Source organism: Maribacter sp. Hel_I_7 (assembly GCF_000688315.1).
GTDB classification, from domain to species: Bacteria; Bacteroidota; Bacteroidia; order Flavobacteriales; family Flavobacteriaceae; genus Maribacter; species Maribacter stanieri.
Genome location: NZ_JHZW01000003.1, coordinates 1,799,743 through 1,812,862, shown reverse-complemented (window position 1 = coordinate 1,812,862; position 13,120 = coordinate 1,799,743). Strand labels below are relative to the sequence as shown.

Annotated in this window: 12 protein-coding genes; 2 read left to right on the top strand and 10 right to left on the bottom strand. The window is 33.4% G+C overall.

Annotated elements, in window-relative coordinates; genetic code table 11:
- Positions 1-13 precede the first annotated feature (13 nt).
- The 3 genes from P178_RS22985 to P178_RS0119585 form a co-directional block, all read right to left on the bottom strand.
- Positions 14-181 carry an Arc family DNA-binding protein gene (locus P178_RS22985; RefSeq protein WP_081819475.1) on the bottom strand — a complete coding sequence of 56 codons (168 nt, stop codon included), beginning with the start codon at positions 179-181 and terminating at the stop codon, positions 14-16.
- Positions 182-238: 57 nt separating this feature from the next.
- A complete protein-coding gene (locus P178_RS0119590) occupies positions 239-1,090 on the bottom strand; it encodes an SPFH domain-containing protein (protein ID WP_027067830.1) in 852 nt (283 codons plus the stop codon).
- Positions 1,091-1,175: 85 nt separating this feature from the next.
- Entirely contained in the window at positions 1,176-3,437 is a 2,262-nt protein-coding gene (locus tag P178_RS0119585) for a transglycosylase domain-containing protein (protein WP_036147508.1), read from the bottom strand.
- An 88-nt stretch (positions 3,438-3,525) separates the two neighbouring features.
- Between P178_RS0119585 and P178_RS0119580 the strand changes: the two genes are divergently transcribed.
- On the top strand, positions 3,526-4,299 hold the full coding sequence (locus P178_RS0119580) for a S1/P1 nuclease (RefSeq protein ID WP_027067828.1): 774 nt from the start codon (positions 3,526-3,528) through the stop codon (positions 4,297-4,299).
- A gap of 7 nt (positions 4,300-4,306) precedes the next feature.
- Here P178_RS0119580 and P178_RS0119575 read toward each other — a convergent pair whose 3' ends face one another.
- On the bottom strand, positions 4,307-4,585 hold the full coding sequence (locus P178_RS0119575; protein ID WP_027067827.1) for a TIGR03643 family protein: 279 nt from the start codon (positions 4,583-4,585) through the stop codon (positions 4,307-4,309).
- A gap of 142 nt (positions 4,586-4,727) precedes the next feature.
- Positions 4,728-5,600 (bottom strand): AraC family transcriptional regulator, encoded by an 873-nt coding sequence (locus P178_RS0119570; RefSeq protein ID WP_027067826.1) that lies wholly within the window; start codon positions 5,598-5,600, stop codon positions 4,728-4,730.
- Between the two features lie 214 nt (positions 5,601-5,814).
- On the opposite strand from P178_RS0119570, the gene P178_RS0119565 reads away from it, so the two are divergent.
- Positions 5,815-6,399, top strand: a complete 585-nt coding sequence (locus P178_RS0119565) for a hypothetical protein (protein WP_027067825.1) — start codon at positions 5,815-5,817, stop codon at positions 6,397-6,399.
- A gap of 43 nt (positions 6,400-6,442) precedes the next feature.
- Here P178_RS0119565 and P178_RS0119560 read toward each other — a convergent pair whose 3' ends face one another.
- From P178_RS0119560 to htpG, 5 genes are all read right to left on the bottom strand, one after another.
- Positions 6,443-6,802 (bottom strand): MauE/DoxX family redox-associated membrane protein, encoded by a 360-nt coding sequence (locus P178_RS0119560; RefSeq protein ID WP_027067824.1) that lies wholly within the window; start codon positions 6,800-6,802, stop codon positions 6,443-6,445.
- A 23-nt stretch (positions 6,803-6,825) separates the two neighbouring features.
- Positions 6,826-8,619, bottom strand: a complete 1,794-nt coding sequence (locus P178_RS0119555; protein ID WP_027067823.1) for a DUF885 domain-containing protein — start codon at positions 8,617-8,619, stop codon at positions 6,826-6,828.
- Between the two features lie 17 nt (positions 8,620-8,636).
- Entirely contained in the window at positions 8,637-9,272 is a 636-nt protein-coding gene (locus P178_RS0119550; RefSeq protein WP_027067822.1) for an MOSC domain-containing protein, read from the bottom strand.
- Between the two features lie 163 nt (positions 9,273-9,435).
- Positions 9,436-10,845, bottom strand: coding sequence for a hypothetical protein (locus tag P178_RS0119545; protein WP_027067821.1), 1,410 nt, complete (start codon positions 10,843-10,845; stop codon positions 9,436-9,438).
- Positions 10,846-10,942: 97 nt separating this feature from the next.
- A complete protein-coding gene (htpG, locus tag P178_RS0119540) occupies positions 10,943-12,832 on the bottom strand; it encodes a molecular chaperone HtpG (protein WP_027067820.1) in 1,890 nt (629 codons plus the stop codon).
- Positions 12,833-13,120 lie beyond the last annotated feature (288 nt).

Genomic DNA, 13,120 nt, shown 5'->3' with positions numbered 1-13,120 from the left:
ATACGTGCTAAACTCATTTTGGTTTATTTTGCTTAGGTTCTCTCTTTGCTTCTTTTAAAGTTTTCATCAACATCCATTCAATTTGCCCATTAGTGCTACGAAATTCATCTGCAGCCCATTTCTCAATAGCTTGCAGCATCTCTTCGTTAACACGTAATGCAAAAGGTTTTTTCTTACTCATTTAGAAATTAAACTTTTCAATATTATTAATTCGGAACAATTAGGTTAAGAAATCTGATCAATGATTTAAAGTCCCAGTATTAACAATAGGAGCTACATCTTTATCAGAACAAAGAACAACCATTAGGTTACTAACCATCGCAGATTTTCTTTCATCGTCTAAAGCTACCAAATTTTTCTTGCTCAATTCTTCTAAAGCCATTTCTACCATACTTACGGCTCCTTCAACAATTTTGTGTCTTGCGGCAACTATAGCGGTAGCTTGTTGTCTACGTAACATGGCATTTGCAATCTCTTGAGCATATGCTAAATATCCTATTCTAGCTTCCAAAACTTCTATGCCGGCCATCGATAAACGTTCTTGTACTTCTTGTTCTAATGCTTCGCTTACTTCATTAACACTTGATCTTAAGGTTATATCTTCATCTAAACCTTCATCGGCAAAATTATCATAAGGGTACATGCTCGCTAATTTACGCACAGCTGCATCTGTTTGTACGCGAACGAAATTTTGGTAATCATCTACGTCAAAGGCAGCTTTATAGGTATCGGTAACACGCCAAACCAATATAGTACTTATCATTATTGGGTTACCTAACTTGTCGTTTACTTTTAGGCGCTCACTATCAAAGTTACTTGCCCTCAAAGAAATTCTTCTTTTAGTATATAGAGGATTCGTCCAAAAAAGACCGTTTTCTTTTATTGTACCCACATATTTGCCAAATAATAGCAAAACTCTTGAGCTATTTGGATTTACCAATACAAAACCTGCACACATAATCAATGCGGCAACAATCATAAAGGCACCAACATAAATTCTTAATAGTGCTATTCCTCCAATTAATAATGCTAAAGCAACAAAAAGCATTAAGTAACCATTTTGAGCTTTGTGGGTTTTTTCTATTTTCATAATTTATGATATTAAATTGATATCATAAATATATCAAATTAAATAACACGAATTACAGTTTAATTGAAATTGATTAATAAATCGATCAACCATTAAACTTTTTACTTTTCTTTTTATTCGGATTTTTAAAGAGGCGTTTAAAGAATCCATCTCGTTTTACGGGGTCGCAATTCAATGATTCTAATACTGAAGATGATGGGTTTGGAAAATTAGATTTTGTATAGTTATAAAAATCTTTGTCTTTATTCAGTTCTTTCATCCAAAGTCCAAATAGGGGTAAGGCAGCATTTGCACCTTGTCCTATACTAGTATTACTAAATCCTATTTCGTGTTGATCCAAACCAACCCATGTTATATGCACTAGTTTAGGGGTAAGGGCTACAAACCACGCATCTTTATTATTTTGAGTTGTTCCGGTTTTACCGGCAATGTCATTTTTAAGTCCGTACGTAGTTCTTAGCCTAGATGCCGTACCATCATTAATTGTGGATTTCATCATTTCAATCATAATTTGACCAGTTTCTTTAGAAAAAGCGGATTTTTTACTCAATTCTGATTGAAATTCGACTAAAACTGAGTCCTTATGATTAGAAATACTCTTTATCAAATAGGGTTTAATGTGCTTGCCATTATTTGCATAGCTTGTGTATGCTTGGGCTAAATCGATAATTTTTATTTCTCCCGTACCTAAAGCAATAGACGCTTCGTTGGGTAATTTATCTTCAATACCCATTGCCGCTGCCATTTCTAAAACATTTCCAATACCGGCTTTTTCTAAAACTTTTACTGCAATGGTATTTATGGAATTACTAAGACCCTCTTCCATAGAATAGTTGAGGTAAGCTTCGTCTTTACTTCCAGAATTAGAAGGAGACCAACCTTTTAAATTATCATATTCAATTTCTTCTGCAGAAAAATATGTGCACGGAGAAACGCCTTGCTCTACGGCAGTGGTGTAAACGATTGGTTTAAACGTTGATCCAACCTGCCGTTTGCTTTGAGAAATATGGTCATATTTATATTGTTCAAAATTTATACCGCCAATCCAAACTAAGATGTCTCCATTTGTTGGGTCTACGGCTAAAGAACCTGTATTTAAGAATTTGGTATAGTGCTGTATACTGTCCATTGTGCTAGCAGTAACTTCTTCATCACCTTCCCAAGAATTAAAAGTTCTTTTTTTCTTGTCTTTAGATAAGCTGTCAATAATTTGTTCATGAGATAACCCAGATTCTTGCAATCTTTTGTAGGAAGGAGTTCGTTTGGCTATCTTTTGCATTAGGTTCTTATCTTTTAGCCAGGGCGCATTTTTACCATAACTCTTTTCAAAACTATTTTGCAATTTAGTCATATGGTCTACCATAACTTCTTCTGCCAGTTTTTGCATTTTATAGTTTAGGGAAGTGTAAATTTTTAATCCAGATGTATAGATATTGTAATCAGTATCATTTTCATTTTGTTCTTTGATCCAACGTAACATTTCTTTACGCACCTCTTCTCTAAAATATGGTGCAATACCCGCATTATAGTCAAACTCTCGGTAGTCAAGATTTAAATCTTCTTGAGAGAATTGAGCAACTTGCTCTTCTGAGATAAAGTTGTTGTTATACATTGCTCGTAGTACCAAATTACGTCTGCCCAAACTTTTATCCGGAAATACTCTGGGGTTATACCCATAAGTTGCTTTAAGCATGCCCACTAAGGTAGCAGCTTGTGGCGCGGAAATATCTGTAGTACGAGAATTAAAGAATTTTAAAGCGGCACTTTCAATACCAAAAGTATTATCGCCGAAAGAAACTGTATTTAGGTAATTGGTGAGAATTTCATCTTTTGTAAATATTTTCTCGAGCCTTTTGGCAATAATCATTTCCTTGATCTTATCTACAATGATATTTGTTTTGTTTCTTTCTTTCCTCGGATAAAGGTTCTTCGCCAATTGTTGGGTTAATGTACTACCGCCACCAGAAGAATTGTCTCCTAAAAGAATGGTTTTAAAGCCTACACGAATAAGACTTCTAATATCAATACCATTATGTTCATAGAAGCGTTCATCTTCAATAGCGATTAAAGCATGTTTTAAATGTTCAGGAAAATCATTGAAAGTAATTGGCTGTCTATCATATAAATAATACTTGCCAATAAGAACACTATCTGCAGTAAAAACCTCAGATGCCATTTGATATTGAAAGCTAGAGAGTTCTTTTTTAGATGGTATCTTTCCCCATAATCCGAGGTTTACACTACCAACAAAAATTAAAAATAGAGCAAATAGGCATAGTACTCCTATACCTAATACCTTAAAAATACTTCTTTTTCGTTTAGATGGTTTTCTCGTCTTCTTCTTCATATGTGCAAGTTCAGATATAAATTCAATCTTACCAAGTTTTAACAATAGCTTAAAATTTGTTGTACTATTTTTGGGCAAAATTTTAGAGATGAAGATTAGTATTATTTTATTGTTTTTAGTGACGAATTTTGCCTTTGCAAATGATATGTATTGGTCAAAGACAGGACATAGGGTAGTAGGGGAAGTTGCTGAACAGCATTTAAGTAAGAAAGCAAAACGTGCTATATCAGAGCTATTGGATGGAGAAAGCTTGGCTGCGGTTGCTAATTTTGGAGATGAAATAAAATCTGATCGTGCATATCGTAAGTTCAGCGCTTGGCACTATGTAAATATTCCTTTTGGTAAAACATACGCAGAAATAGAGAAGAACGAATATGGCGATTTGGTACAAGGCGTTAATACCTGTTTAGAAATTATAAAGGATAAAAATAGTAGTAAGGAGGATAAAGCTTTCTATTTGAAATTTCTAGTGCACTTAATTGGTGATTTACACCAGCCTATGCACGTAGGTAGGGAAGAAGATAAAGGCGGAAATGATATACAATTACAATGGTTTGGTAGTGGAACCAATTTGCATAGAGTTTGGGATTCTAACCTTATCAATGAAAACGGTATGAGTTTTACTGAACTTGCCTCAGAATATCCAAAAATGTCCAAGCAACAGATAAAATTTTTACAAGACGGCAGTTTATTGGACTGGGTGGAAGAGTCGCATTTATTGGCAGAAAAACTATATGCTTCAGTTGAGCCGGGCGAAAAATTGAGTTACCGTTATAGTTATGATTGGTGGGATACTGCTGCCAATCAATTGCAAAAAGGCGGAGTTCGTCTTGCAGCGGTACTAAACGAAGCATTTAAGTAATTCTCAATTACCGTTTAGAAATTTTATTGCCGCTTATATTTCGTTGTCTAGAACATCTAAAACGGTCCATTTCATCTGATCTAAGTTTGGCATGTTTAGTAGCACGGCCTTGAACGCGTTTACGCCACATTCTAAAACTACTTGGTTTCATTTCGCGACGCATGACTTCGATAGTCTCTTGTTCGCTAATACCAAATTGGAAAGTAATGGCTTCAAATGGTGTACGGTCTTCCCATGCCATTTCAATAATACGGTCTAATTCTCTTTCTGTAAATTCTTTAATCATAGCGATATAAAGGTACTAAATGAACATAAATAGGCAATAATACATATCAACTTTTTTGTACCTCAAAAAAAGCTTCTAATTAGTATGTGTAGATACCAACTAGAAGCTTACTATTGTTTAATGCTATATATAAGGTAAAAACTTATACCAATATAGTTTTTAGTTCATTTCTATATTCCGACGGATTTTGACCGGTAAATGCCTTGAACGATTTATTGAAGTGCGAAAAGTTATTGAATCCGCATTCAAAACAAACTTCTGTAATGCTCATTGGTTTTTCTGCCAAAAGTTTAGAGGCATGTACTAAACGATACTCGTTTACAAATTGTATAAAGGTTTTATTCGTCATTTTTTTAAAATATCTACAGAAAGACGGTATGGTCATACTTACCATAGTTGATATTTCTTCTAGCGTTAATTCTTCACGAAAGTTACTCTTTACGTGATTGAATACTATATTAATACGATCATTGTCTTTTACATCGGTAGTAAAAGAAAATCCTTCAGCATTCAATAAGCGCATATCATCAGAATTGCCCAGGTCATTTAATATATTAAGGATAGAAAGAAGACGTTGAAAATCTGTTTGATATTCTAACACTTCCATTTTATCGCCGATCTTTCTTTTCGTTTTACCAGAAAAGGCAATTCCGCCACTAGCTTTATTAAAAAGACTTTCAATTTTCCTCATTTCAGGAATCTTAAAGAAATCGGTGCCTAGAAAATCGGTTTTCATCTGTACAACAGTTTCACTGGTATTACCGGTAAGGGCATCAGTGAATCCGCAATGTGGAAGATTACTTCCTATTAATATAAGGTCTCCATTTGTATAATAAGATACATGACTACCAATTTGTCTTTTACCAGAACCACCATTTACATAAACCAATTCTAGTTCTGGGTGGTAATGCCAAAGATTATTTTTATTCAGTTTATGCTCATCAAATTTCTGATAAGTGAAAGAATGACCAAAGTCTGGCTCAATAGCTTCGAATGTAGGTTTATTTTTTAGCATAATACTTAGGGGTTACAGTATAAAATTAAACATCTAATTTTAGTTGTTCTTTGCAAAATTAACTAAAATCTATGTAATCTTAACATAGGGGTAAGAAAGGTTATGTGAAGTGGTTAAAATAGCACATAAATTGGGAAAATATGATGTAGTGAGAGCTTTACATCGGCTGTATGTTTGCAGTGTAAATTATCATTAACCCTTAAAATAATTTATTATGAAAAACCTAGTAAAATTCACAACAGTTGTTGCCTTTATGTTAGCTACAGTAGCAGGCATGGCAAGAGAGCCAAAATTAAACCTATTATCTGCAGGTAAAGCCAAAAGTGTGGTTTTAACAATGGATGCTTCAGTAAATGGCGTTCAGGTTAAGTTAATGGATTCTGATTTAAATGTTATTTATTCAGAAAAAATGAGCGAGGGACAATTTAGCAAGAAACTAAACCTTAAAGATTTAACAGATGGTGTTTATTTCCTATCTGCCGATAATAACATGACAGAATATTCATATACAATTGTTTTAGATAACAATGATGTGAGAATCGTAGAGTCTGATGAAGATATCAAGCCTTTCTTTAGAAAGACTGATAATATGATCTTCATGAACTACTTAAACTTAGATAAATCTAAATTGTCTATTAAGATATACGATACAGAAAGTAGAACAGTATTTACACAAGAAGTAGCAGATGAAATGATTGTTGAAAAAGCATTCAATTTCACAGATGCTTTTCCAGGAACTTACACAGTAACAGTGAAGTCTGCTGGTAAAACATATACTGAAGAGTTTGTTGTTAATTAAGTTGATTTTAAAAAGGGGACGGGAGCGTCCCCTTTTTTGTTTTCTATACTTTTAAATATATAAATGCCCAATACATAAGAGCAAACTGTAATGGTAGTCTTAGAAGTAAAACCCATTTTGGAAAACCTGCACCTGCTTTCTCACTAGACAACATATAAAAGTGTACTAATAAAAATACCGCGAGCATAGCTATAATACCATAAATGGAGAAGTCTTTAGTTACTTTGAAAAAAAGACCAAAACCCAAAATGATTTCTGCTAAACCGCTTAATAAGACTAAAGGTTTGTGAAAAGGCAGGTACTGTGGCATAATTCTTAAATATACCTTGGGTTTAATAAAATGCAAGATGCCGCCAATTATATAAATTGTGCCCATTAGATATAAATGCCAAGGATATGCCATAAGTTATTTTTGGAAAATGGAATTTAAGCTTTAGTGTTCGCTGAAATCCATTTCATTAATTGTTCTTCAAGTAGCGCTAATGGTACACAACCAAGTTCAAGTACTTTTTCGTGAAAAACCTTTATGTCAAAATCGCTACCTAAATTAGCTTCGGCTTTTGCGCGTAACTCCATAATTTTAAGTTGACCAATTTTATAGGATAACGCCTGACCTGGGTTTGCCATATATCTTTCTATTTCAGCAGTTATACTAGCTTCAGATTCTGCTTCGTTGTCTAAAGAATATTGAATAGCTTTTTCTCTAGACCATCCTTTAGAATGAAGACCTGTGTCAACAACCAAACGAACGGCACGATGCATTTCTGCACCCAACATTCCAAAATATTGGTAAGGATCTTTATAAAGACCTAATTCTTTACCTAAAGATTCTGTGTACAAAGCCCATCCTTCGCCATAAGCACTATACCATAAAGATTTTCTAAACTGTGGTAAATCTTCGTTCTCTTGAGTTAGGGAAATTTGAAAGTGATGTCCAGGAATTGCTTCATGTAAAAATAAGTCCTCATCAGAATAAGTGTTATACGAAGTAACATCTGGTATAGGAACATAAAAAATACCAGGTCTGGTACCGTCTAAGGAGCCGGGGTTATATTCTGCACTAGCAGAAGCTTCTCTAAAAGCTTCGGTACGTCTTACTTCGAAAGGCGTTTTAGGTTGTTTGCTGAATAGCGCATTTACCTTGGGCATCATTCTTTTATGAATATCATTGAAATTTGCAATAACCTGCTCTGGATCGGTAAAAGGCATTAGTTCTTTTTTATTGCGAACCTCCCCAAAAAATGCTTTCAAATCTCCTTTAAAACCAACTTGTTTTTTTACGGCTTCCATTTCAGCACTAATTCTTGCAACTTCTTTTAGTCCAATTTCATGAATTTCATCGGCAGACATAGTAGTTGTCGTATACAGTTTAATTTGGTGAGCGTAGAATGCATCGCCATTGGGTATACCTTGTATGCCACTGGTTTTTCTACCGGCATTAAGATATTCGGTAGCCATAAAATCATGAAGCTCTTTATATGCAGGAATAATTTTGTTGTTGATAATGTTCGTATAAACTTCTATCAATCTTAATTTATCTGATCCAGAAAACTCAGCAGGAAAGTTTTTAAGAGGAGAATAGAACAAGTTTTCTTCCAACTTAACGTCTGCCACACTTGCTAATTGCGGTAATACTTTTTTGATAAGAGATTTTGGAAGTACATTTTTAACTTTTATACCTTCTTGCATTTTAGTTTTTGCAGAATGTAACCAAACTACATAGTCTTCTAAACGCTTACTCCAGTTAACATAATCTTCTGTTGTATTAAATGGTTGAGCACTTGTACCACCAGCTAATTGACCCATCATCAAATTCATAGACCACATTTGGTCAATAGGAGTATATTGCTCAAAAGCAAGACCTTCTAAATTTACTTGACATTCCCATTTTAATATAGATTTGGACATTTGCTCACTTTCAGAAAGTTGGGCGTTGTCAAATTTTTCAGCTTTTTTTAAATAACTGGTGTAATAATTTTTCAGCTCTTTATTATAGTCATCTGAAAGAAAGTTAGGTAAGGTGTCATTGTAACTATTATTACCTTGAAAAGTGGCGATTAGGGGATTCAATTTTAATCCATCTTCATAATAATGCGCCAATAGCGTAATAAAGCCAATGTTATGAATAGTAGGGTTGGTAGTAACCTCAGAATTGGGTTTTAATTGCGCTTCGGTATTTAGCCCAGTAATTAAGGCAAATAATATAAATAGCTTTTTCATTAAATTATATATTAAAATTAAGATAGGTATTTTAAATATCTGTCCTTTTTGTATTGAGGGACAGATTCATTTGTCATGAACAAGTCTAGCAAGTCTTTAGATTTATCTTTTGCGAACATTAGTTCATAAAATTGCTGAGAAGTCAATGCATTTGTAGACCGCTCAACTAAAGTTATTTCATCGCCTGCGTTTACATGACCTTCTTCTAAAACTTTCACGTATGTGCCGGGGTGATTATGGGTAATAAATTCTTTAAGTATTTTCTGAGTGCCAAAACGGATGCCTAATTTATAACAAGGCTCACGGGGTTGCGATACTTGAACAAGTACGTTTCCGATTTTATAAATATCGCCTACGCGAATTTTAGATTCATCAAGACCTTCTACGGTTAGGTTTTCACCGAACATACCCCAATCCCATTCTAAATCTGGATATAAATTCTTCCAATAATCGTAATAATCGGCAGAAAATAAATAGCATGCTTTATTAACACCACCATGATGAACACGGTCAATTACAGTGTCATCTTTCACATCATTTTTGGTTAAGAATAAACCTTTAGAAGTAGGGTATTTGAAGATACCCGTTTGTTCTTTTTCACCGTTCCATTCAAAAGTTACAGCGTCCCCTATATTCGTTGAAATCACCTTCATATGGTGAAGATAAAAAAAGCACTAGTATTTTAAGTTATGGGTCTTACTAAAGTTGACCAAACTATTGTTAAATCGGTTAAAAATGTATGGTATTTATTAGTAACCTATGATTTATTCGTCTGTTTGTTACTTATTTCTAAATTCAGTAGTTAGCTTATGGGTCTTAGTTGGTTGTCAAGGTGTCTTGTAATACACCGTTATGTTGGTTAATTGATGAGGTTCTGTTTTCAGGAAAGTACCAGAATGGGATGGTAACTAGTACTTCTTCTTTAGTTTTAGATTTTGGGTCCATTTTATTTTCTTTAGTAGGACCGGTAATAGTCAAAATGTGTTTGCCTTCACTTAGATTTTTAATATTTAGATAGGTTTCAAAACCTATTCTCTCTTTGGCATTTGAGCTTATTATAAAATCACTTACATATTTCTTTGAATCTATTTTTAAAAGATAGATTTCATTAACAGTTTCAAGATATCCTTTTAAATTCATTACATTTTTCTTGCCAGAAGCATCGTCTAAACCTTTTTTGAAATCAACAGTTAAGGAAGATTTTATACCTCTTTTATCTTCTTCAGGTTTAAGGGTGTTGTTTTTATCAAAAATAAAGTCTTCCATTTCTTTATTATATAATAGAAAAATAGGAAGGTATTTAGTTTTAATAATTTTGGAAGGTATTGATGCTATACTAATGAACTTATCTTCTTCTGTTGATAAATTATCATAATGGTCACTTATTATTTGATACTCAGATGAGTCATTAGTAGAAATCAAATAATTTGAATTCTGATAATTTAAGGAAGAAATAATAGCAATTAAAATATAAATAGGTAGTAAGATAAAACTTAGGCGTTTTCCTAATTTATTATCTAGAAAGTTATATGCTAAAGGACGATATAAAAAGGATAACGTTAATTTACTAAATACCCAGTATATGGGGAAGTAAATAGTTGATATCCACTTTTTCTTTTTTAAGATACCTTGACCTAAAAAGTCAATGAACACAACAATTGAAGAAAGAAGAAACGGAATTACTAATGCAAGAATTATAATTCGTATTACCCATTTAGGAAGAAAAATTAATAGTTCGAAACTTTGAGTAATTAATATTAGACTGAAAATTACAGAGAAGAAACCAATAACATAGAAAATCATTAAAAATGAAACTGCAAATATGATACTACAATAGGTTTCGAGGTTGGCAATATATTGATCAAACGAACCAACTTTTCTTTTTAGGTACGAAGTAAATTTCTCGGAATAATTAAGAGTTGAGTAGTTAATATCACCAGATACATATCTTAAGCCTATTGCACCTATCCATAGCCCTCTTAATAGTACATGTACAACCAAGTTAAATGTGAATATTTGACAGCATATTAGAATAACTGCCCAAAATAATCCAAACTCATCCGTTCCAGCAACAGTACCCGCCGCAACTTTCAACTCTATTGGTTCATATGCAGCAAATAGACCGTAAATAGCAAAACCAGAAATAATTAATTCTAATTGCCAGCTTTCTTGCTGTAGCTTATCTAGTAATTTTTTAAAATTGACGCTTCTGTAGTTGGTGCTCATTTAATTCTTAGTTTCTCAACTGAAAGATAACCACATTTAACAAAAAAGCCACTACATTTTTTGTAGTGGCTTTTTAAAAGATTAGAGGAAATGTAATTTATTTTACCATCTCATAGCTACGTTTAATAAACTCCGTCAAAGCTTTACCTTTAAGTAAGCCTTTAGATAACTTCGCCAAGTCTAGTGATTGATTGATCAATCGCTCTTTTTTCTTCGCAGTTTTCGTGTTTAAGAATTCACTTACCAATGGGTGATTTGTATTTACAATTAAGTTGTACATATCTGGCATAGATCCCATACCAAACATACCACCGCCACCGCCGGTCTGTTGCATCTCTTTCATACGACGCATAAACTCAGGTTCTGTGATAGTAAATGGTGATGCATCGCTATCCATAGCTTCTAATTGTACAGTAAAGCTTTTGTCAGTGATTGCTTCTTCCAACTCTTTCTTTAAAGTCTCTTTTTCCTCATCAGATAATTTAGAGATTTGAGTTTCTTCTTTTTGTATTAACTTATCAATATGATCAGCATCAACACGTGCAAAAGAAATATTCTCTTTAGAACTTTCTAGCTTCTGCATTAGGTGACCAATGATTGGAGAGTCTAATAACAGAACTTCATATCCTTTAGCTTTAGCAGTTTCAATATAACTGTGCTGCGCTTCTTTATCAGATGCGTAAAGAATAACTGTCTTACCGTCTTTATCTGTTTGGGTGTCCTTAATTTTTTCCTGTAACTCACCAAAAGTAAAGTAACTACCGTCTACTGTTGGATAAAGAGCAAATTTGTCTGCCTTATCAAAGAACTTATCTTCAGAAAGCATACCGTACTCAATTACGATTTTAATATCGTTCCATTTCGCTTCAAATTCCTCACGGTTGTTCTTGAAAAGTGAGTTCATTTTATCGGCAACTTTTCTAGTGATGTAAGAAGAAATTTTCTTTACGGCACCATCTGCCTGTAAGTAAGAACGTGATACGTTCAATGGAATATCTGGAGAGTCAATAACCCCACGTAGCATCGTTAAGAATTCAGGTACTATACCTTCAACGTTATCTGTAACAAATACTTGATTTTGATATAATTGTATTCTATCTTTCTGCTGATTTAAATCGTTAGAAAGCTTTGGAAAATAAAGAATACCGGTAAGGTTAAAAGGATAATCTACATTTAAGTGAATATGAAATAAAGGCTCCTCAAACTGCATTGGATAAAGCTCTCTGTAAAAACTCTTGTAGTCTTCTGGCTTTAAATCTGCAGGTTGCTTTGTCCATGCCGGGTTTGGATTATTAATAATGTTATCTACCTCTTTAGTAGGTGCAGGATCTTCCTCTTTTGCGCCTTCTGGTTTTGGTAAGGTCTCAGTTTTCATTCCAAATTTAATTGGAATAGGCATAAACTTGTTGTACTTACTTAGTAGACTGTTTATTTTACCATCTTCTAAAAACTCTGTGGAATCATTTGCAATATGAAGAATGATTTCTGTACCACGAGTATCTTTTTCAGCAGGCTCCATGATAAATTCAGGAGAACCATCACAAGACCATTGTACAGCTGGCTCATCTTTGTAACTCTTGGTAATAATCTCAACTTTATGGGCTACCATAAATGCAGAATAGAAACCTAGACCAAAATGACCTATAATTCCTGAGTCTTTTGCAGAGTCTTCATATTTGTTCAAAAACTCTTCAGCACCAGAAAACGCTACTTCGTTAATGTATTTTTTAACTTCTTCTTCAGTCATACCAAGACCTTGATCAATGATATGAAGTTTTTTGCCTTCTTTATCTACCTTGATCTCAATGATAGGATTGCCATATTCAACCTTAGCCTCGCCAATAGTGGTCAAATGCTTCATTTTTAAGGTTGCATCTGTTGCATTCGAAATTAATTCTCTTAGAAAAATTTCATGGTCACTGTACAAGAATTTCTTGATCAGTGGAAAAATGTTGTCTACCGACACATTAATTTTACCTGTTGCCATTTTTTATATTTTTTACGCCACTTTTAGTGTGGCTATTGTTAATATGATTGTTTGTTGCTATTGGTCAAAAAAAATACCACAATAGGTTATCGTGACAAACTGACAGTTATCTGACTTTTTAAAGTTTAACATATATTTTTGTTTATGAATTATGTAAAAAAGTTAAACATAATGTATATTTGTATTGTGGTTATGAAAAAGTGCTATGAAAAAGAATTTTAAGCATAATCACATGTTGATTATTTATTGGTTAGGTTGTTTGAAAACGTGCTATTATTCAATAGCACG

Coding starts and splice junctions, on each gene's coding strand:
- P178_RS22985 (WP_081819475.1), bottom strand. CDS start 181: ATGAGTAAGAAAAAACCTTTTGCATTACGTGTTAACGAAGAGATGCTG.
- P178_RS0119590 (WP_027067830.1), bottom strand. CDS start 1,090: ATGAAAATAGAAAAAACCCACAAAGCTCAAAATGGTTACTTAATGCTT.
- P178_RS0119585 (WP_036147508.1), bottom strand. CDS start 3,437: ATGAAGAAGAAGACGAGAAAACCATCTAAACGAAAAAGAAGTATTTTT.
- P178_RS0119580 (WP_027067828.1), top strand. CDS start 3,526: ATGAAGATTAGTATTATTTTATTGTTTTTAGTGACGAATTTTGCCTTT.
- P178_RS0119575 (WP_027067827.1), bottom strand. CDS start 4,585: ATGATTAAAGAATTTACAGAAAGAGAATTAGACCGTATTATTGAAATG.
- P178_RS0119570 (WP_027067826.1), bottom strand. CDS start 5,600: ATGCTAAAAAATAAACCTACATTCGAAGCTATTGAGCCAGACTTTGGT.
- P178_RS0119565 (WP_027067825.1), top strand. CDS start 5,815: ATGAAAAACCTAGTAAAATTCACAACAGTTGTTGCCTTTATGTTAGCT.
- P178_RS0119560 (WP_027067824.1), bottom strand. CDS start 6,802: ATGGCATATCCTTGGCATTTATATCTAATGGGCACAATTTATATAATT.
- P178_RS0119555 (WP_027067823.1), bottom strand. CDS start 8,619: ATGAAAAAGCTATTTATATTATTTGCCTTAATTACTGGGCTAAATACC.
- P178_RS0119550 (WP_027067822.1), bottom strand. CDS start 9,272: ATGAAGGTGATTTCAACGAATATAGGGGACGCTGTAACTTTTGAATGG.
- P178_RS0119545 (WP_027067821.1), bottom strand. CDS start 10,845: ATGAGCACCAACTACAGAAGCGTCAATTTTAAAAAATTACTAGATAAG.
- htpG (WP_027067820.1), bottom strand. CDS start 12,832: ATGGCAACAGGTAAAATTAATGTGTCGGTAGACAACATTTTTCCACTG.